The sequence below is a fragment of the Endozoicomonas ascidiicola genome, assembly GCF_001646945.1.
GTDB lineage: Bacteria > Pseudomonadota > Gammaproteobacteria > Pseudomonadales > Endozoicomonadaceae > Endozoicomonas > Endozoicomonas ascidiicola.
The window spans coordinates 159874-180928 of the sequence record NZ_LUTV01000008.1 but is presented as its reverse complement, the minus strand read 5'-3'; the positions used below and the strand labels follow the sequence as shown (position 1 = coordinate 180928).

Here is a 21055-nt window from a genome sequence, read left to right as displayed (position 1 = left end):
TGGCACTAATGCAAAAAATTGGAAAACTCATAGTGCAAATAGAAGTGTCACTACTGTAAAGTATCATCATGAACAGGTGTTGCGTACCAAAAGAAGTACGATCTCCTCTGGACAACATAAACGTCCCAGACATTGCCATGATATAAGGCGTGTTAAAGTTTCAAAACAAGCAGTAACTAGATGTATGCAAAAGGACTCTGCACAAGTTAAACAATTCTATAAACAATCCCTTGGAAGATTAAATCAGTGCGCGAAAGACTGGAAAAATAATGATGTTTCTGGAAGTAGTAGAGATATCAGGAAGTTCGTCAGACACCTTAAAGCTGAGAAAGCGCACCTGTTTCAGGAGAAAACACATTTGTTGGAACATAATGGGCAGCAACAGCAAACCTGTGTGAAACAAACTGTCTCCAGAAAGAGACAAATGTGCATGTTGGCAGTACGAAGTATGGCTGTTGACGCCCAATGCAGGCAACTGCTTGATAATGGGCAGTCAGATCAACATGCTGAAAGGAAGGGTAAGCCATCAAGATTACATAAAGTCCGGGTTGTCCGACATACAACCATTAACAGGAGTCTGGGGGACAAGTCTGACCTCACACTGGTTCACCAGTTGCAAAAAAACCTGAAAAAAACTGAGCAGAGTATTCCTGAGAAAACAGGGTATTCATTTGCCGGAACGCCCCTTAAAAAGGGCAAAAAAACCAGTAGTCCATTTTGCAAGAGCGTTGCTAATTACCAAATGCCCGTCGCTTTGCAAGCTCAATCAAATTTCCGTATTACAAAGAGTGGGCTAAAGAACCAAATAACCCAGCTATACGGACATTTAACTGGGTATCAAAAAAGGCATGCCGCTAAAGGCGTTCAGTGTCCATCATTTCACGGGGAAGGCGCTTCAGCACAGAAGCTGGCGCAATTGAATGATTTAATCGCCATTGGGTCTGTATTAATTCAGCGTTTAACCATCAATGACCGATACTCAACTGGCTCTGAATATTCCCAAAAATGCAGGAATGCGGATGGTGTCAAAGAGAGTGTTAAATATGCAAGGCAAAGCACCGCGAAACTGATGAGTGCCTATGAAACGGGGCTTGGACTTTTAGAATCTGATCCTGCTTCTGAAAGTGTGATTCAAGTTTCCCGTACACCTCCTCACACACAAATTTCTTCGGTCCGGCACCCAGTAACTGAGATATCCCTGATAGAAAAATTAAAAAGTATGGATAACCGTTTGCGTTGTTCCCATGATCAGCTACAAGCTGAATTGAATGAAGGATTAACATCCACAGCATCATCCATTACTGCAACCCCTGAAGATACGACAGCCGCTGTTACTGACGATGAGCAGTTAGTGCAGACCTCCGGGGAGAATGGGCTCCCTGATAAACCACTTTATATGGAGCAAACAACAAATCAAGATATGGAGCAAACAACAAATCAAGCAGCGGTTGAAACAAGTGCATATGCTACAACAGCCCTCCCTCCATTAACGGAGCCTAGCGGAATAGCTGCAACTTTTACACCTGCTCCTATACCTGACTTAAGCTCTGAAACTAATGCATCAATAACAAGTAATACCACTCGATTCCTGAATGATCTTTATGATAGTAACTGGCTGAATACATTTAAAATAGAACTTGCAAATAACCCTGGTCTATTGAATTTAACAGTGAGTGAAAAAGCACAGTTTTCCAAAATGGAGAAATATTCAAAGGTTATTTTTTTTAAGGAGTATGTCAGTCTTTATGGTTATTTTATAAACCATGTTACCAATTCAACTGATAATGGTTATCTCAATATTAGTACAAACATAGGCGATCAATTAAATACGACATTTAGCCAAAGGCATCAAAGGGTGAAACGTTCAGATGATGCACTTGATGGTATTGGAACTGATTTAGAGCGTATTTTGTCTGATGCTATGGAGGAGATGTATGATCTTCCTTTCCACGAAGGCTTTGATGAGTTTGTAAGGGGCTTTATGGATTCGGTGGGCAGATATCAGGCCTATATTCGAACCAATAAAGAAAGTGATGCGATCGATCAGTTTACAGATAGGGAGAAAAAATTGTGGAACCCTGAACGAGAAGAACTCGATGAATATCAAACAATGCTTGATGAGGCAACCCAGTCGTTTGAGCGCCAGAGTTATTACGAGGCGGGTCAACAAATGTTTAATATGGAAATTGCGACCTTTAATGACTATCTGGTTCATATTGGAGAGTCTGCTTTAGCGAACAAGGTGTTTGATGTCAGTCAGGCAGGAATGAACCTGCAAGCCTATTCAGAGGGGTTTCAGGCAATATCGCAATCCGTCGGTATTGAAAGTTTTCCGACAGCCGTGTTTCGTAATGCTGAAATACTGGCAAATTTCAATAGCTTTACGGGCGCAATGACAGGCGTTGGAGGAAATTGCATTGCTATGACATTAACCCAGATGATATCAGGAATTGACCGTCATTTTCTGGATAGTCTGTATATGGATTTATCCGGGGAAAGTATATTTTTTAACAATGTGTTTATGCGGACGCTTAATATCATTCAGTATTTGATAACGATGGATGCTGACCTGTCCGGAGAGACCGATCTAATGGTTCACGGTACAGTAGTTTACGGTAAAGTATTCCAAGGCTACGGGCATAAAATTAAGAGTCAGAATTACCGACGCATGGTAAAAGATTTCACTGTCTTTTCAGACAGAGTGTTCAGCAAAGAAAAGTACGAAGACGTAAGAATTGATGGGCTAAATACATGGCTTACTGACAAGTTTCTCGTGAACCAGGCGGACGCTCTAGCAGAGGGCAATGAATATTCAAAACTGAATGTCGCAATACGCTGTCGCAAGTTTATTGGAGCCCAACATACGATCAGAGTTTCCCTGGAAGTGAAAAATGGTATTTATTATGTAACTTTCTCTGATACACGATCAGAACTGTTCTCGATCAAGGCAAACTCTCTGGAGGCATTAAAAGAAAATATCAGGGAGCATTTACAGCCCAGAATCGCCCAAAACCTAGAGCAAACTAAAGGTTATACTGGCGATATGATAAGCGTGGCTGAGATATCTCCAGCGGATCTGGAACTGCTGGGAGAGATGACACTTTTTCCTAACATTGCTTCAACCACAGGAGATCTGGTCACTACCAAACTGAGCGATATGCCAGCTCAAGAAATGGCAAAAAAGTATCAATTGCTCTCCCGGATGTTTACAACGCTTGCAGAATCGGACCTCTATAATGCAGTCAGTGAAACGCCTGCTGATGTGGCTGTTGATCCGGATATGGTTACGGACAGTGACCCTCTGGTCTATCAGATGCAGGAAATCCTTGCATCGGTTGCAAACTATAAAGTACAGCAAACCCCCATTCCTCCGCAAACCATCAATTTAGTGAGTCATGTTATAGAGCGGTTGACCTCGGCCATAAAGCTTATCAATGCCAAGTCCGCAGATGATTTCGCCGGAGGAGTGACTGAAGAAAATCGAGCAAATCTAAACGCTTTATCTCAAGCCTTGTCAGAATTCAGGACCGTCAGTATTGCTACTTCATCACCTGTCCAGAGAACGAGTTTATTCAACGGCAAGCTGGACGAATTTCTGGCTGCAGTGGATAAGTTAGGGCAGAAAGTCAATGGGTTGCCGGATTCCATTCCTGAAAGTGTGGGTACTCCAAAATCCCCCGACCCGGCAACAATAACCAAAATTAAACAGATGTTGAGGCAGCAGGCTCGCCAAAGTGTCCATCCATCGGAGCAAGGGGGAACAGAAGCGGCTCAACCCAGCCCAGCGGATATACGTCGAGCGCAGGAGAAAATGGGCACATTTTTTTCAGATTCAGCCAATTTATATTTCCTCTTTTCAGGCAGCTCGTCAGTGGGGCAGAAAGAGGAGACCGACGAAGGGTTAACGGCATCTGTTAGTGAAGATCTGGCAACTATTTCGGAACAGGGTTTGCAGTCGGTTTTGAACACACTCCCAGCATATAAGACCATAGCCTGGCAGTCACAGGATGTAATAGAACAACTGATGCGAGACCCTGTTGTTTTGCATTTCCTTTCCCAGAAAGCTGGCATTACTGGCCAAAAAGTTCCATCAAAATCAACTGTAGACTCTGGTGAAGCAGGAACGTCGAAAGATAGTACTGGTCAAACCATTGGGAAGGTTGTTGGGGGTGTGAGCAGTGCGGGTGGCGGATTAGCCGGAGCGAAACTCTTAACGGATAAAGCGATCGAGCATGGAGTGGCGGGAAATAGTGGCAGTGCTGCAGGTGGGCAAACAACGGGTCAGGAACCGTTAACTTCAGAAGATCAGGAAGCCGCAGAGGATTTAATTCAACAGACTCAAGATGAACTGACTCTTGAGGAAATTAATAAGGCTCCTAACCCTCCAAAGCAAAACCCTGGAGAGCCCATAAAAGAGCGCGTGCTTTGCAAAAGGTCTCTCGATGGCTGCAATCCTGAAAACGCTCTTGAGGAAGTAGAGAGGGAAATGGATGTACCTGTGGAAGATGTTGCTGCAGAAGGTGATGGCACCTTTGCTGACCTTATAATGACTGGGGCTGCAGAGACAGGTATTGCAGAGGGAGCTGAACCCGTATCAATAGCTGCAGGCGGGGGGGCTGCCGCAGCAACCTTTTTTGCGTTTATGCTTGGGGCTGGCAACAGGGATGATGCGCGTAAACAGAAGCCGGTGTCTTCAACAGCAATCATCAGGCCACCAACTACTGAAAAACCGCCTGTCATGATTCCACCAATCAGCCAGATGCATCCATCAACATCACAAAAAACACCTGTACCAACGACTACTACTGAAGCACAAGGCAAGCAGACGACAACAACGACTGAGCTACCAAAAACAGTACCACCAACCACGACCGTGAAACCAAAAAGTACGCCGGCTCCAACTACAGCATTAAAACAAACAAAAGCGCCTGAATTAATGACGACGTTAAAAGAAACAACACCGACAGTTGCAGCCACGACGACAGCACCATCAACCACATCGGCGCCTGCCACAACATCACAACCAGAAACGACGGGGCTAACGACCACGGTAGCAGACACAGYACCGACAGTTGCAGCCACGACGACAGCACCATCAACCACATCGGCGCCGACAACAACAGCACAACCAGAAATGACGGGGCTAACGACCACGGTAGCAGACACAACACCGACAGTTGCAGCCACGACGACAGCACCATCAACCACATCGGCGCCGACCACAACAGCACAACCAGAAACGACGGGGCTAACGACCACGGTAACAGACACAACACCGACAGTTGCAGCCACGACGACAGTGCTATCAACCACATCGGCGCCTGCCACAACATCAGAACCACCGGAAACGACGGGGCTAACGACGACGTTAATAGAAACGACACCGACAGCTACGACGACAGCGCCATCAACCACATCGGCACCTGCCACAGCATCAGAATCAACAGTAACGACGACATTAAAAGAAACAACACCGGCGCCAACTTCCGCACCATTTATAGGCAATAATGAAGTTACGACGGCACTGAACAATACGGCACCTGTTGAAATGGCAACGGGCGCAGAACAAAAAATTAAGGTGGAAATATCAAAGCTGAATAGTGAGAGGTTTACAGCATTTAAAGCGCGATGGTGTGAGCATCCTGAAGAAGGAGCGCTACCGAAATCAGTTCCGGGAAAACTGTTAACACAGCCTTATCGCACGTTGGACAATATGTTGCGAGATCTTTTGAAAATGTTAAGAAAGGTCCAAAAAGTGCCTGAACACCAGATAAGGGGAATAGGCTTGGGTGATATGGGGAATAAACTACTCAATCTTCACGCCGTTTTGCAACTACGAGAAATGATGCTGTCCGAGCGTAAAGAAACGTTAATTTGCAGAGATAATGGGCGCCCAATGAGTATTACAGACTCGCAACAAAAGCGAAAAGTAATTAAGCACTTACAAGGGATTGAGAAAAGTTATTTTGTATTTCTGAGCCAAATCAAATATCGGCCCAGCACCGCAGCACTGGCTCCTAATGAATTGTTAAATCAGAATATACCTTATAGAGCCGAGGCGTCTGGCGATAGCTCTGATGAGGTCTTTGATCTAGCTGTTGAGAGTGAGTTGAGGCTCATTGAGTTCTCAGAGAAAAAGGTTCAGTCTGCAATCGAAGAACTCGCTTATTTTCTTCAAAACTTACCTCTAGACAATGGCAATAATACAACAACCGTTTTGCCAGTGACCAGCTCCAACAGCAATACGACAGTGGTTAATTAAGGAGGGCTCTGTGATAACGATCTGGAGTTGGATGCGAATAGTAATCCCGCAAAAACAGACAACAGACACTACTTCATAGGTAATAAACTCCGGTAGGCGGTCTTTAAATAATCCCTGCCGGCGTATCTTCCGCAGAAATAATAGGGAAGCTTTCCAGATTCGGCAGCTGATAGTGCCACCACTCAGTATCAAAGGTGTCAAAGCCGGCAATGTTCATGACGCCAGCCAGCAGAAACCGATTTTTTTGGGCTTCCAGCGAAACCTGTTCATTGCCGTGATGGGCGATGGTTCGGAAGTCGTCGAACATGGTGCCCATTTCCAGTTCTTTACCGTATTGATCAATAATGGTGAGATCAATGGCAACGCCTCTGCAATGAGTACGGGGACCGGTTTCCGGATGTGAAACATACGCTGGATTGGGAAAGTGTTGAAATAATGCAGCTTGTGCTGCCAATGGGCGGAAGGCATCCCAGATTTTCAGTTTCAGGTTAAGCGGAGCTAACAACGCGATGGCTCTTTTCAGTCGGTTAGCAGCTTCGGGGTGGATATAGCAGAGGGGGGCTTTGTAGACGGGCTCGCCAGTAAAGTTGTTGCTGGTGGCGTAGGCGATTTCCAGTTCAACATCGTATTCTTCTTTGGTGATCTGAACCAGCTGCCCCGTCGCATTCAACGCCATGCTTCCTACCTTTATCAATCATTGTATTGATTTTATGATGTTACTCGCCAACATAAGCGCGAAATAAGCACTTATGCTGGCGTTAATTCATTACATCAATCTAGTTGATCTGAGAGGTTATGCTGAGCTTTAGCCGTTTTTCTACCGACCTTGCCATAGTCTTCACCAAGGAGCAGGTAAAGGGTCGGCAAAACAAACAGCGTAAAGAACGTGCCCATCAGCATGCCGGCAACCAGAATAATGCCGATGCTGTTTCTGGCTTCCGCACCCGCACCACTGACCAGAATCAGAGGGAAGTGACCCAGTACCGTCGCCGCGGTCGTCATCAAAATGGGTCTCAAGCGTACTTTTGCTCCCTCAATGATGGCGGTCAGTTTTGATTGGCCATTATGCTGCAGCTCATTGGCAAACTCCGTCATCAAGATGCCGTTTTTAGCAATCAGCCCCACCAGAGTGATAAAACCGATCTGGGCATAGATATTCATGCTGGTTAGGTTCAGGAAGGCCAGTGCCATCGCGCTGGAAAGCGCCAGTGGAACGGAACCGAGCAAGACCACCAGCGGTGCGCGGAAGCTATTAAACTGTACGGTCAGCACCAGGTAGACAATAAAAATGGCTACGCTCAGCACAGACATAATGCTGCTGCCTTCTTGCCGAAGCTGACGGCTATTTCCGGCGTAATCAATGGTGTAACTTTCAGGCAGAATTTCCCGGGCTTTTGCTTCCAGTGCCGACAGTGCCTGATCACTGGTGACACCGGGAACGATGCCACCGAAAATCCGGAAAGCGTTCTGTTGGTTAAATTTCCCCATCACTCTTGGGCCTACGGTTTTTTCTATGCTGGCGATGGAGCGCAGAGGAATCATTGTGCCGGCAGCGGATTGAATCTGAAGATCTAAAATGGCGTCCAGATGCATTCTGTCTTGATGCTCCACCATGGGAATGACTTTATACGCTCTGCCACTGGCATCGTAACGATTCACTTCCTGCTCGGATAGAAGGGACGACACCTGACTGGCAACCGAGGATACCGTCATGCCCATATCGGCAATAAGATCGCGATTAAAATTCAAGCGAGCCAGAGGTTTGTCTATTTTCAGATCGGTGTCCACAAACATAAACATGCTGGTGCCATAGGCTGCGCCCAGCAGTTGATAAACATAACCGACCATCTCCTCATAGTTGTCCTGGGACTGTACCACCATTTCTACATCAAACTGACCGGCCGTAGGCAGAGGCATGGGCAGAGTCGGCAGCAGGCGTAAGCCACTGGTCTGGGTGAGTTGTCCATAGATAGACGGCAGTAGTTCATGGACTGATTGATCCCGGTGTTGGTAATCCACCAGGTTGATGCCACCAAAGCCACCTTCGGCGGTGACAATCTGCCACATATCGATACTTTCTTCTCTCTGTAGCAACCCGTCAACGGCTCCACTGAGGTGTTCTGTTGTGTAGTTGATGGAGGCGCCGGGAGGCGCTTCAGCGATGACAAATATCGAGCTCTGGTCTTCTACCGGAGCCAGCTCTTTGGCGGAGAAGAGATAAAAAGGCACCATCAGTAATGTCAGAATAACCGCTGCGGTGAGAATCTGCGGGCGATAGTTCAAGCTGACTTGCAAGGCTGTGCCATAGCTATTGGCCAGACGGTCAAACAGTGCATTTATTTTTCGAGTAAATGCACTTTCACGCCCATTTTCTGGTAACACATAACCACTCATGACTGGCGACAGCGTGACAGCGACCACACCGGAAATCATGACAGCAGTGGCAAGAGTGAAGGCAAATTCCTGAAACAAGGCACCGGACAAACCATCCACAAAACCGATGGGGATATACACCAGAGCCAGTGTGATCGTCATGGCAGCGATGGGGCTTAACAGCTCTTTGGAGCTGATTAATGCGGCATCCAGTCGGCTGCGACCTTCACGCATGTGTCGAGCAACGTTTTCAACAACTACGATAGCGTCGTCTACTACCAAACCAACCGACAGAACAATGGCAAGAATGGTTAAAAGGTTTAGAGAAAAACCAACCGCCAGCATAACGGCGATAGAGCCGAGTATCGAAATGGGAATGGTCACGAGAGGAACAATAGCGGAACGTAAAGAACCCATCAGTAACAATACGACAACGCCAACCAACAGAACGGTTTCGGCCAGAGTTGTGAAAATTTCCTTGAGGGCATCTCGCATGTAGACGGTGCCATCGTAACCAATGTTGATTTTCATGCCTTCGGGCAGCGTTTGATTAATGCTATCCAGTCGTACATACAGCTCATCGCCAATCTCGATTTCATTGGCGCCGGGCAAAGGGTAGACAGAAAGATAGACGGTTCTACGCTGATCCAGCCGTGCATCGGTATTCCCCCGATCCTCGCCTTGTTCAATACGTGCAATGTCGCCAAGGCGAATTGAACCACCGGTGAATGATCGGATGATCATATTTTCGAAATCGGTAACGGTTTGCAGAGTGGCATTACTAAGCAGGCTGATTTCCTGCAGGTTGTTCTCCGTTTTTCCCAAGGATGAAATGACGTTGTTTTGTTCAATGGCGGCATAAATCTCATCGCTGCCAATGTTGAGTGTGGACATTTTCACCGGGTCGAGCCACACACGCATGGCTGGATTCCTTCCACCTTCGACGCCCACCTTCTGCACACCCTTAATAGACGACAACAGTGGTGTTACTTCCTGCTTCAGGAAGTCCGTCAGTTGTGGGCGGTTCATGAGCTGGCTGATGACATCCAGATAGAAGATGGCATGGGGGCGATCTACCCGAACCACTTCGACCGATGGGGCTTCGGCGCCCATAGGCAGTTCTGAGCGAATCTGACTAAGTCTAGAGGTAAGTTGAGACAGAGCAGACGTACTGTTCTCATTCAGCTTCAACCATGCGGTGACAGTGGACATGCCTGCCGTGGTGTTGGAATCGACATAATCCACACCAGGCACGGTCATGGCGATACGTTCAATGGGTTCAGTCACAAAGCCCTGAACGGCTTCAGCCGACACCCCTGTGTAATGGGTTGTGATGACTAGAGAGGAACTTTCAATCTGTGGGAACTGCAGCACTGAAATGTGTCGGGTAGCCAGCAGGCCGGCCATTAGAATGACTAATGACAGAACAATGGCCAGTACAGGTCGTTTAACAAATACATCCATCGTCGATTAATTCCACTGGCTATTGTTATTGGGCTCTTGGGTTGCTTCCAGCTCTGCCACATTCACTTTATTGACTTTGATGCCATCGTAGAGTTTGAACGCACCGTTTGTGGCAATGATATCTGTGTCAGAAAGACCTTCTGAAATAAAGCTGTTAGTGCCATCGGACGAAATCACGGTGACGGGTTGACGCTTTGCACGAAGCCCGGATTCTGTTTCCTGAACTTGGTAAACGTACTGCCCATATTGGCTGTTAAGTACTGCAACGTCGGGGATGGACAGCGCAGTGGTTATCTCACTGACGGGCACTTGAACGTTGACGGCCGTGTTGGCCTGAAGCTGTTGAGCAGGCACCTCTACTTTGGCTCGGTATTTTAGTGTCCGGTTGTTTCTGGTCAATGCATCATCAATGGCAACGACAGTGGCGACAGTACTTGTGGCTGATAAAGAGCTATGGTCGTTTTTCTGGAAAATAGGGCTGACTTCAAGTTCGGTGCCTTCAGAAAGCCTTGGATAAAACTGGGGAACCTGAAAGTCGACCCAGACATAACCGTTGTTGCCTGTTATGGAGACCAGTTCGGTATTGCTGTTCAGAAAGCTGCCCACTTTTAATGTGTGAATACCTAACACACCATCAAAAGGGGCTTTGATGGTTTTTTTACGAATAGTGTCGTTCAGCACATCCACTTCAGCCTTGATGACCATCAGGTCAGCATAGGCTTTATCCAGCTGCTCCTGGCTGGCCACCTTTTTCGAGTTTAATTGCTTTATGCGGTCATAAACCGTTTGCGCCAATTTCCGTCTGGAGGTGGCGGATTGAAGATTGGCCTTTTCGGTTGCGATGTCCAACTGGGCGATGATGTCATTCCGGTTAACTTGTGCGCCCGAGGTAAAGTTAACCATGGCCAGCCTGCCCGGCAGCTCGCTGCTCAAGGTGGTGTGGTCAGGAACAATCACGTTTCCTATCACCTTTATGGAAGATTGAAACGGCTGTGGCGAACCGGTGGTTGTGTTCACGCTTTCAGAATGCTCCGGCATCACCTCAACTCTGGCGATGGCAGAGGATATTTCAAAAAACTTGAACCCGCCCATGGTCACGATCACTGATCCCAGTGCGAGTCCTGTTAATGCCCAGGATTTTATTTTCATTGGAATAACCTTTTTACTTTCTATTCTGATTTAAAATTTGGGTTTATCCTACAACCTCAACTTTACTTGAGGTCAAGTGTCAGTAGTGAAGAAAGACCATGATTTTTCAGTTGGTGAGGTTTCAGCTCGTAGTGGTGTTGCCATTTCTGCTTTGCATTTTTATGAATCGAAAGGGTTGATCCGATCGACACGAAATCAGGGTAATCACCGTCGATACCACCGCTCAGTGCTGCGAAAAATTTCAGTGATTAAAGCGGCGCAAAAAGCTGGGATACCGTTAAAGGAAATAGCCAGTCAACTGTCTCATATTCCGGATTCTCAAACCGTATCAAGCAAACATTGGGCACAGCTGGCCAAGCAGTGGAAACACGATTTGGATGAGAGAATTACGCGCCTTGAATTGTTGAGGGACACGATGGCGTATTGTATTGGCTGTGGCTGTTTATCGGAGAAGTACTGTGAGTTGATAAACCCCGATGACCGATTTGCCCATAAAGGGCAAGGTCCGCTTCTGTTGGAGCCAGAAGGGATGGCCGAATTTAATGGTGAGATTCTGGCGTTGATGGAGAATGCGTAACATTTAGTTGTTTGAAGTCATCATTCTTTGGGTATGGTTAAGAAAGTCAGAGGCTTCTTCAATTTTGAAATCCATAGATGAAAAGATCAAGTCCATACATGCCTGTGGAGTCATGGATAGTTTGCTCTTAATACTGTCGGGTTCACCTGCTGATAAAAGGCTGCAAAAACGACACAAGTTTGCAAGAGCGGGGATCAGCTTGCTTTTTTGCTCCGGGGCGAAAGTATGGCAAGCATATTTTTTCCTATTTGCATCCATAATATATATCGCCGGTTGTTCCGATTCCGGAGTGGCCATTACATTGGCAAGATTAAGCAAAAACATAGATTGAGCGGCATTGCAGCCAGAGGTATAACACGGAGCAAGCGTGTTTCCATTTTCCACAATACGCCGAATATTATCGGATAGTGTTTCATTGGGGCTTGCAAATAGCTGACGTTCTATAGCTGTTAAGTTGAGTGTTAATCCTTGCAATTGAGTAAGTAGATAGAATGGCATTGCATACTTTATATTATTGGTTAATTCAGGTTTGCTGAATGGGGGGATATAGTTGAGAAACTCCAATGTATTTGCAACTTTGTTTTGGAACTCGTGGGGGTTATCCGATTGCCTGAGTTCATCAAGTTCAGAGTAAACTTCCATGATAACACCATGAGTAAGTGTTATTGGTTGCATTTTGGGCAGTATATCGACGATTTCTGAGACATTGAATTCAGCTAAAAGCCGGCGAGCCTCTGGCAGACCGGGAGGACTCGGTATGTGGGGACAGATTGTAAGTTTATTCTTATCATTTTCTGGCGTACTGTTAATATTTAGTCTTGCTTGGCAGGCTTCATTATATGAAGGCAATAATGATGAATTTGGAGTCATGATATCCAAGGTATTTTGTTTTTGAGTAATATCATCTATTGATTGCCGAACGTTCTAAAAGTTCAACGTTTGTGCAAAACAAGAGATGTTAAGAAGGGAGAATAGATTGGGAAGAAAAAATATTTTCTCTTATTCACGGCTACATAATCATGTTTTGCTTCACCAGTATACAATTGACGTGGACGACCAATGCGGTATTCGCCGCTGATCATCTCATGCCAGTGAGCAATCCAGCCGGGTGTACGGCAGTGGCAAAGATAACGGTAAACATTTCCGTTGGAATGCCCAGAGCCTTGAGGATAATACCGGAGTAAAAGTCTACATTCGGGTAAGGCTTTTTCTTGATGAAGTATCCATCTTTCATTGCAATCTTTTCAAGACGCCTGGCGATCTTGAACAGAGGATCGTCTTCCAGTCCCAGTTCTTTCAGAACTTTATCGCAGGTTTGCCTCATTACTTTGCCACGAGGTCAGTGTTTTTTAGACATGGTGACGAAGGCTCATGAGATGGAAGGGATTGTCTATAAAGGTGATTGTTGATTTGCAAGATACGATGGAAATAAAGGCTGTGAATCTCAGTTAGAGGCTTAAAAATCCTCATGCCTCATGCCTCATGCCTCATGCCTCATGCCTCATTGCCGATTATGCGGGATAGTCTCAGATGAGAGAGGATCCTGGATGAAAGTGGTAAATAACCAGCAGATTGACAGGTTACTTGAACTGCATGAAAAAAAGGCTTTTTCGGAGAAGGATAAACGTGTTCGCCGTTTTTTACATTGGGTGGTCGGGTTGCGCCCCGCTTTTGATAAGCAACTTAAGAAAACCGGTATCTCCCGTGAAGAGTATCACCGGAGTTTGGAGAAGATTCTTTATACGCCAGCTGCAGACAAAAGCCTGCGTAATCGGGTTATTAAATTGGTTGGTAGTCGTGATTATTCCTTCTGTTCTGGTCAGCGAAAAAGCCAGTTGATCGGTCGATACGGCACAGAAAACAATAAGCTGATGTCTAATAGAGAGCGTTTTGGTGGTAAGGGAATGTTTCTGCAAAAAATGCTGGACGCGGGCTTGCCAGTGCCACCATTTTGTACCATTGATCTTTCTTTGCTGCAAAGCTTTACCCAGCATCCTGTGGATGCAAAGTTGATCAGGAAATATATTCCGAAGCTTATTGATGGCGCAGACTGTCTCTCTTTGGAAGATATCACAGAAAAAATTAGCACTTTTCCTGTGTATCAGACAACAGAAAGAAGTCAGTGGCTTACCGGTCTTGGCAAGCTGATTGTCAGCGACGAGTTCAACGATGCAATTAAAACACTGCCTGACGCTGAGCTAATTACTGATTTGTATTCGGACTTGTTAGAGCGGCACCCCGGTGAAGCGATTATTGCCCGCAGTTCCGGTATTCATGAGGATAATTACGGCGATGCCCAGGCGGGGAAGTTTGAGTCCTATGTTCAAGGGCAGAGCCAATTCTGAAAACCTGTCTGAAGGTGATGGCCTCGGGCTATCGTCCTGATCTCTGTCCTGATGGAGTACCACAGCCTGTATCCCTGGTGTTACAAATCTGCCTGAATTGCCATTTGGGCGGGGTGGTGTTGAGCCATGCTTCTCTTCAGGACGATACCATACAGGTGGAATACACGCCGGGGCAGGCTCGTGGTGTTGTATCCGGGGATGAGGGTGTCACGCCTCATCGTTATAGTTTACCGAGGGGAGACGGCGTAAACAGCCAGTGGTTCCCGGGTAATATCCCCAGTCGTTATCAGTTATTACCATTGCCTGATGGTAGCGGCTATGCCGAGCAGAAAATTGAAAATGATAGCGGCAGTACTAATGAAAAGCTTTCGGAAACAACAGTCAAGGAACTGAAGGCTCTGGTTCAGCATTTGGAAGATATGTTGCTTTGTCCTGTAGACGTCGAGTTTGCAGTGGACAGACATAACCACCTATACCTCTTACAGGTGCGCCCGGTCACCCGGCTGACCGGTGGAAATCATTTTAACCGAGGGTTGCCCGAGCAGAATAAACTCAGCGGTCAACTGGTCAGTGAAGGTGTTTGTAGCGGGTTGCCGGTTTATGTTAATGAAAGAAGGAAGCCGGAAGATATTCCCAAAGGCGCCATTCTTTTTGCAGATAATGCCAGGAACTGGATGCTTGATTCCGAAGTGCTAAAACGGGTGGCAGGCTTTGTTTTTAGAGAAGGCGGGAGCAATGATCATGTGGCGATTACCCTGCGTCAGGCAGAAAAGCCCTGTCTGGTGGCAGGCGATAATTTCTATCAACCCGATCCCGGAACAGAAAGGGTTACCCTGGTTGCGGGCAGTTTTGATGGAGATGGGGCAGCGGTTGTTTTGGAGGGCGATCAGTCTGCTCTCTGGGAATCTGGCCGTACCTCTTTGGTGCCGGATTATCAATCAATCATAAAAGCGTACGGTACTTATAAATCAGTAACTCCCTCTTTTATGCGGCCGGAAGAAGGCTTTGCCTGGCTGACTCAACAAAATGAGCGGCTTCTGCAGTATTTTCACACGGACCGATTGCTGCATCAGTGTTTATCACCGGAGCAGAGTAAAGTGTTCAGTATGTCGGCGGATCGTCAGATTGTTGCTCAACAGTTGCAACTTGAGATAAAGCATTTTACCGACGATGTGATGGCTTTTCTCGCAGGCTATCAACGCCTTTTAGAATTGCATAATGATGCCGCAGATCATTCGATTCAGTCCTTCAAGAGTGAATTATCAATATTGTCATCGCGTCTGGGGGGGATGACCCGTCAGGTAACGGAAGCAGGAGCGCGCATTGTTAATGGGCTGGTTGAGTCGGGTAATAATAAGATCGACCCGTTGGGCTACCGGGCGTGGCTTAATGAATGTCGAACCCTGAAAAATACGATTCAATCCCTGAGCCAACCGGACAGTGCTGGCGCTATCAATAGTTTTCACGATGCGATCTATTTTATCCATAAGCGGTTTGTTGATGCACTGGTTCCGGTAGCCCTGGGTTCCGGACAAGGTAGCAGCAACGATATCAAGGTTGGAGAAGTGACCGGTACCCGAATCAATTTTTTAAAACCCGGGGAGGTCAGTCTGGCCGATCAGCAATGTCTGGATGCATTGGCGGAATTTGACTGTGATGGTGCCACAGTACTTGATCTACCCACGGCTTATCGCGTCAGTGCCAAGTTGGGTATTCATGTGTGTGAAGTAGAGATGTTTGAGCAGGCTGAGGGAGGGAAAGGTCGGAAAATTCGGGCAACGTTTTCGGATGAATTTTCAGACAGATATAAGGGGGATTTTTGTAATGACTCTGGAAGGTGTAAGCGTTTTTTTTACTTGCTCAGCTTACTTCAGGCCTGCTCGATGGATCGAAAGAATATGACGATTAATCTTAATAAGGGCGCTGGTAAACTGACCGTGGAGTATTCGCCAATAGGTAGTCGGGAAACAATGCAAACTTATTTTGCTTCTTGTTTGAGTATTCTGGGGCAGCTAAGACACACAAACGGTTTGTTAGAACAATATGACAAGGAAGAGTGGACCTTAGATACGGTGGAGGGGAAAATTTCGGAGAATGTGTGGGACAATGATCGCTTTATGAGCTTTTATATTCTTCTTGAGGGGTACAACTGGACTGTAAATAATAGAATTAGGGCGGTGTCTTATCGAGGGTTAGATCATGCACATGGTCTACTCAAACAATTCGGGAGAGAACTCTATAAAAGTTTTTTAGGGAAACCCATCGATTCTATAAAAGGTAAAAGTGTCAAAGATCTCAATGCGCCATTGGTGGAGAGGATGCGTAAGCAGGCCAAAGAGCTTGGTATAGGGGATGACTTTTGCACAGGTGCTATTCGTGCTGCAGACAAGTTCAATTCTTGGCTATGCGAGGCGAGCAGTAACTCCTAAAGAGTGATTCTTGAGGATTAGTTGGTTAATATTGCGGCTGAAGATATGCCAAGTTTAGTAATGACTACCAGAATGAAAGAATGAGATCAGAATGGAGAAGAGGTTAGAAAGAATGCTGCCCCAGAACCAAGCTAAATGATTCTGGGTAGTACTGCACTTAACTTCGTTTGTTCACAGCCACATAATCACGTTTAGCTTCACCAGTATACAACTGACGTGGACGACCAATGCGGTATTCACCGCTGATCATCTCGTGCCAGTGAGCAATCCAGCCTGGTGTACGGCCAGTGGCAAAAATAACGGTAAACATCTCGGCTGGGATGCCAAGTGCTTTCAGGATGATGCCGGAATAGAAGTCAACGTTCGGGTAAAGCTTCTTCTTGATGAAGTATTCATCTTCCAAAGCAATCTTTTCAAGACGCTTGGCTATTTTGAACATTGGGTCATCTTCAAGACCCAGCTCTTTCAGAACTTCATCACAGGTCTGTTTCATCACTTTGGCGCGTGGGTCAAAGTTTTTGTAGACGCGGTGCCCGAAGCCCATCAAGCGGAACGGATCTTCTTTATCTTTCGCGCGGGCGATGAATTCTTCGATGTTGGATTCATCACCGATTTCATCCAGCATCACCAGCACTGCTTCGTTGGCACCGCCGTGCGCAGGCCCCCAAAGTGCTGCAATACCGGCAGCAATACAGGCAAATGGGTTCGCACCAGAGGAGCCAGCCAAACGAACAGTAGAAGTAGACGCATTCTGCTCGTGATCTGCGTGTAGCAGGAAGATGCGATCCATGGCTTTAGCCAGAACCGGTTTTACTTCGTACTCTTCGCAAGGCGTCGCAAACATCATGTGCAGGAAGTTGCCGCCGTAGCTCAGATCGTTACGTGGGTAAATGAAGGGCTGGCCAACAGAATATTTGTACGCCATGGCTGCCAGTGTTGGCATTTTGGAAATCAGACGATAGGCGCAGATTTCACGGTGTACTTCGTTGGTGATGTCCAGAGAGTCGTGATAGAAGGCAGACAATGCGCCGACAACACCACACATAATCGCCATCGGGTGCGCATCACGACGGAATCCGGAAAACAGATCGCTCATCTGTTCATGGATCATGGTGTGACGCATGATGGTGTTTTCGAAATTTTCCTTTTCCTGACGGCTTGGAAGATCTCCGTACAGAAGTAGGTAGCAGGTTTCGAGATAGTCAGACTCTTCTGCCAGCTGCTCGATAGGGTAGCCGCGGTGCAGCAGTACGCCTTTCTCACCATCGATAAAGGTGATCTTTGATTCACAGGATGCAGTGGAAACAAAGCCTGGGTCGTAAGTGAACAAACCACCAGAAGTGAGGCCCCTTACATCAACAACATCAGGACCTAAGGTGCCTGAGTAAATCGGTAACTCCAATGGCTGTTCCATGCCGTCAATGGAGAGTAGAGCTTTCTTGTCAGCCATTTATGGCCTCCTGTCTTGCCGTTTGGTCTCGTTATAGTTGCATTCCAGGTCAGGGTGACCGTAGGTGCATTATTCTTAAAAAAACACAAATTCGCTGAGAAAACCGAAGGCCTATTTAATAAATATTCTATTAGGTATAAATGGCTCGGTGTTACGGTTCGACCACTATAGAGCGATATATTTTTTTGTCAAACGAACTGTGTGTTTATGTAACCCGTAATAATGATGACAAATTACTCGGAATGTTTTAGTGGTATTTGCTTAACAAAGTGAGCAATTGTAATTACTTGGTAGAGTGTATATACTCCGACCCGAAGCCGCAGAGGCAGTGATTTTCATGGCGATTATTACTGTTTTTTTCGGGTGTTTTTAGGAAGGTCGTTTTATGAGGATTTAACGATTTATTCCTGCGTTCTGTAGGGTCCAGAGAACCTGGATGTTCTTGCTGATTCTGCTGTGCACGCCATCGGGCGTTGGGGCAAAAAGAGTGAATAGCAAAAGACCTGTCAATCTAGATATTACAACAATCAAACTACCCTTGCCTGCATACACTTCGATACTGCATCGCATATCGGGAATAATTCTATTTGTGGGGCTGGGGTTTCTCTTATACGGACTAGAGCTGTCGCTTACTTCTGAGGAAGCGTTTGGGTCTTTGAAGTCTCTTTTACTGTCACCATTGGCCAAGTTTATAGTCTGGGGGATTTTGTCTGCCCTGATCTATCACTTCGTTGCCGGTGTGAAGCATCTTCTTATGGATGTAGATATAGGTGATGGAAAAGAGTCTGGCAAATTTGGCGCAATCGTGACTCTGGTGCTTTCCGTTGTATTGATTATCCTTGCGGGGGTGTGGGTATGGTAACCAATATCACCAATTTGTCCCGCAGTGGGCTTTACGACTGGATGCTGCAAAGACTGACGGCCATTATTCTTGGCGCATATTCTGTCTTCCTGCTTGGGTACCTTGTGGCGAACCCGGATTTGCAATTCAGCCAATGGGCGGGATTGTTTGATCAGACCTGGGTGAAGATTTTTAGTCTGCTGACCCTGGTTTCTATTCTGGCGCATGCCTGGGTGGGGATGTGGACCATAACAACAGATTATCTTAACGATCGCACGTTCGGCTGTAAGTCGGTGCTGGTTCGTTTTCCTGTACAGGTTGTATGCTTTATCGCGCTCTTCAGCTATGTAGTCTGGGGCGTGCAGATTCTTTGGGGGCTTTAATCGATGTCAGCACTTCGTACCCTTACCTATGATGCCATTGTTATAGGTGGCGGGGGCGCCGGCATGCGTGCTGCGCTTCAGCTGACCCAGGCGGGGATTAAGACTGCCTGTGTTACCAAGGTGTTTCCTACTCGTTCGCATACGGTGTCTGCCCAGGGCGGTATTACCTGTGCAATTGCCAGTGATGATCCCAATGATGATTGGCGCTGGCACATGTTCGACACCGTAAAAGGGTCGGATTATATCGGTGACCAGGACGCTATCGAGTATATGTGTTCAGTTGGCCCACAAGCTGTGTTTGAACTTGAGCACATGGGGCTGCCGTTCTCCCGTACTGAGGAAGGTCGTATTTATCAGCGTCCGTTCGGTGGTCAGTCCAAAGATTTTGGTAAAGGCGGTCAGGCTGCGAGAACGTGCGCGGCAGCAGACCGTACTGGTCACGCGCTTCTGCATACGCTGTATCAGGCGAACTTAAAAGGCGGCACGACATTCCTGAATGAATGGTACGCCGTCGATCTGGTGAAAAACCAGAAAGGCCAGATTGCCGGTGTTATTGCGATTGATATTGAAAGCGGCGAGACCGTTTACATCAAAGCAAAAGCCACCGTTATGGCAACAGGCGGAGCTGGACGAATCTACTCTTCCACAACCAATGCCCTGATCAATACCGGTGATGGTATTGGTATGGCGCTGCGTGCGGGTTACCCCATGCAGGATATGGAAATGTGGCAGTTCCACCCAACCGGTATTCATTGTGCTGGTGTACTGGTAACGGAAGGTTGTCGTGGTGAAGGTGGTTACCTCATTAATAGTGAAGGTGAACGCTTTATGGAGCGTTATGCACCCAACGCGAAAGACCTTGCCGGTCGTGACGTGGTTGCCCGCTCCATGGTTATCGAGATTCTGGAAGGTCGCGGCTGTGGTCCCAATAAAGATCACGTTCTGTTGAAGTTGGATCATCTGGGTGAAGAAACGCTGAACCTGCGTCTGCCTGGTATTTGTGAGCTGTCCAAAACCTTCGCTCATGCGGATCCGGTAAAAGTACCTGTTCCTGTCGTACCAACCTGCCATTACATGATGGGTGGTATTCCCACCAATGTTGGCGGTCAGGCTCTGCGTCAGAATGCAGCAGGTAACGATGAAATCATTGAAGGCTTGTATGCCTGCGGTGAAGCGGCTTGTGTATCCGTACACGGCGCTAACCGTCTGGGTGGTAACTCTCTGCTGGATTTGGTGGTGTTTGGTCGTGCAGCCGGTATTCAGATTGAAAAGAATCTGAAAGAAGGCTTTGATGCGGTCGATGCTTCTGCCAGTGACCTTGATGCTGCACTTTCCCGTCTGGATCGTTTGAACGGTTCTTCCAAGGGTGAAAGTGTTGCCAAAGTGCGCGCCGATTTGCAAAGCACTATGCAGCTGTACTTTGGTGTATTCCGCGAAGGCGAGAGTATGCAGAAAGGTCTTAAGCTGCTGGATGAGCTGGGCGAACGCATGGGCAACCTGCATCTGGAAGACAAGAGTAACGCGTTCAATACGGCTCGTATCGAGGCACTTGAACTGGGGAATCTTTATGAGGTCGCCTACGCTACAGCCGTATCCGCTGAAGTGCGTAAAGAGTCTCGCGGTGCTCATGCCCGTAATGATTTCCAGGAGCGTGACGACGAGAACTGGCTGGCTCACTCTCTGTACTCACCGCTGGATAAATCAGTGAGTAAGCGGGCGGTGAACTTTGCTCCGACGACCATGGAGGCCTTCCCTCCCAAAGCCAGAACGTATTAAGGGAGA

The 21055-nt window shown here is 46.9% G+C and carries 12 protein-coding genes and 1 pseudogene; 7 read left to right on the top strand and 6 right to left on the bottom strand.

All coding sequences use genetic code 11. The features are described 5' to 3' along the window. Nucleotides 1-184: 184 nt before the first annotated feature. Complete coding sequence (locus AKL11_RS21255; protein WP_067521734.1) at nucleotides 185-6262, top strand: hypothetical protein; 6078 nt, start codon at nucleotides 185-187, stop codon at nucleotides 6260-6262. Between the two features lie 103 nt (nucleotides 6263-6365). On the opposite strand, the gene ddpX is transcribed toward AKL11_RS21255, so the two are convergent. From ddpX to AKL11_RS21240, 3 genes are all read right to left on the bottom strand, one after another. Next, complete coding sequence (gene ddpX / locus AKL11_RS21250) at nucleotides 6366-6938, bottom strand: D-alanyl-D-alanine dipeptidase (RefSeq protein ID WP_067521732.1); 573 nt, start codon at nucleotides 6936-6938, stop codon at nucleotides 6366-6368. Nucleotides 6939-7033: 95 nt separating this feature from the next. Then, nucleotides 7034-10099, bottom strand: coding sequence for an efflux RND transporter permease subunit (locus AKL11_RS21245; RefSeq protein ID WP_067521729.1), 3066 nt, complete (start codon nucleotides 10097-10099; stop codon nucleotides 7034-7036). Between the two features lie 6 nt (nucleotides 10100-10105). Then, a complete protein-coding gene (locus AKL11_RS21240) occupies nucleotides 10106-11248 on the bottom strand; it encodes an efflux RND transporter periplasmic adaptor subunit (RefSeq protein WP_067521727.1) in 1143 nt (380 codons plus the stop codon). Between the two features lie 76 nt (nucleotides 11249-11324). On the opposite strand from AKL11_RS21240, the gene soxR reads away from it, so the two are divergent. Continuing rightward, on the top strand, nucleotides 11325-11825 hold the full coding sequence (gene soxR / locus AKL11_RS21235; protein ID WP_067521725.1) for a redox-sensitive transcriptional activator SoxR: 501 nt from the start codon (nucleotides 11325-11327) through the stop codon (nucleotides 11823-11825). Nucleotides 11826-11828: 3 nt separating this feature from the next. Here soxR and AKL11_RS21230 read toward each other — a convergent pair whose 3' ends face one another. Then, on the bottom strand, nucleotides 11829-12704 hold the full coding sequence (locus tag AKL11_RS21230; protein ID WP_157673701.1) for a hypothetical protein: 876 nt from the start codon (nucleotides 12702-12704) through the stop codon (nucleotides 11829-11831). A 134-nt stretch (nucleotides 12705-12838) separates the two neighbouring features. Beyond that, nucleotides 12839-13164 (bottom strand): annotated as a pseudogene (locus tag AKL11_RS24830) (citrate/2-methylcitrate synthase); the annotation flags it as partial. A 208-nt stretch (nucleotides 13165-13372) separates the two neighbouring features. On the opposite strand from AKL11_RS24830, the gene AKL11_RS21220 reads away from it, so the two are divergent. After that, nucleotides 13373-14170 (top strand): PEP/pyruvate-binding domain-containing protein, encoded by a 798-nt coding sequence (locus tag AKL11_RS21220; protein WP_067521718.1) that lies wholly within the window; start codon nucleotides 13373-13375, stop codon nucleotides 14168-14170. A 17-nt stretch (nucleotides 14171-14187) separates the two neighbouring features. Next, nucleotides 14188-16599: a PEP/pyruvate-binding domain-containing protein gene (locus AKL11_RS21215; protein ID WP_067521716.1), complete on the top strand. Its 2412-nt coding sequence runs from the start codon at nucleotides 14188-14190 to the stop codon at nucleotides 16597-16599. A gap of 157 nt (nucleotides 16600-16756) precedes the next feature. On the opposite strand, the gene gltA is transcribed toward AKL11_RS21215, so the two are convergent. Further along, nucleotides 16757-18049 carry a citrate synthase gene (gene gltA, locus AKL11_RS21210; RefSeq protein ID WP_067521714.1) on the bottom strand — a complete coding sequence of 431 codons (1293 nt, stop codon included), beginning with the start codon at nucleotides 18047-18049 and terminating at the stop codon, nucleotides 16757-16759. A gap of 436 nt (nucleotides 18050-18485) precedes the next feature. On the opposite strand from gltA, the gene sdhC reads away from it, so the two are divergent. The 3 genes from sdhC to sdhA are packed head-to-tail and all read left to right on the top strand — an operon-like array spanning nucleotide 18486 to nucleotide 21049. Then, on the top strand, nucleotides 18486-18911 hold the full coding sequence (sdhC, locus tag AKL11_RS21205) for a succinate dehydrogenase, cytochrome b556 subunit (RefSeq protein ID WP_095210594.1): 426 nt from the start codon (nucleotides 18486-18488) through the stop codon (nucleotides 18909-18911). Then, entirely contained in the window at nucleotides 18905-19273 is a 369-nt protein-coding gene (gene sdhD, locus AKL11_RS21200; RefSeq protein WP_067521713.1) for a succinate dehydrogenase, hydrophobic membrane anchor protein, read from the top strand. The genes sdhC and sdhD overlap by 7 nt, the downstream gene beginning before the upstream one ends. Before the next feature lie 3 nt (nucleotides 19274-19276). Then, nucleotides 19277-21049 carry a succinate dehydrogenase flavoprotein subunit gene (gene sdhA / locus AKL11_RS21195; RefSeq protein WP_067521711.1) on the top strand — a complete coding sequence of 591 codons (1773 nt, stop codon included), beginning with the start codon at nucleotides 19277-19279 and terminating at the stop codon, nucleotides 21047-21049. Nucleotides 21050-21055: the final 6 nt, after the last annotated feature.

Bases quoted from the DNA above. Each gene is read 5' to 3' on its own strand.
- ddpX (WP_067521732.1), bottom strand. From the start codon at position 6,938: ATGGCGTTGAATGCGACGGGGCAGCTGGTTCAGATCACCAAAGAAGAA.
- AKL11_RS21245 (WP_067521729.1), bottom strand. From the start codon at position 10,099: ATGGATGTATTTGTTAAACGACCTGTACTGGCCATTGTTCTGTCATTA.
- AKL11_RS21240 (WP_067521727.1), bottom strand. From the start codon at position 11,248: ATGAAAATAAAATCCTGGGCATTAACAGGACTCGCACTGGGATCAGTG.
- AKL11_RS21220 (WP_067521718.1), top strand. From the start codon at position 13,373: ATGAAAGTGGTAAATAACCAGCAGATTGACAGGTTACTTGAACTGCAT.
- AKL11_RS21215 (WP_067521716.1), top strand. From the start codon at position 14,188: ATGGCCTCGGGCTATCGTCCTGATCTCTGTCCTGATGGAGTACCACAG.
- gltA (WP_067521714.1), bottom strand. From the start codon at position 18,049: ATGGCTGACAAGAAAGCTCTACTCTCCATTGACGGCATGGAACAGCCA.
- sdhC (WP_095210594.1), top strand. From the start codon at position 18,486: ATGTTCTTGCTGATTCTGCTGTGCACGCCATCGGGCGTTGGGGCAAAA.
- sdhD (WP_067521713.1), top strand. From the start codon at position 18,905: ATGGTAACCAATATCACCAATTTGTCCCGCAGTGGGCTTTACGACTGG.
- sdhA (WP_067521711.1), top strand. From the start codon at position 19,277: ATGTCAGCACTTCGTACCCTTACCTATGATGCCATTGTTATAGGTGGC.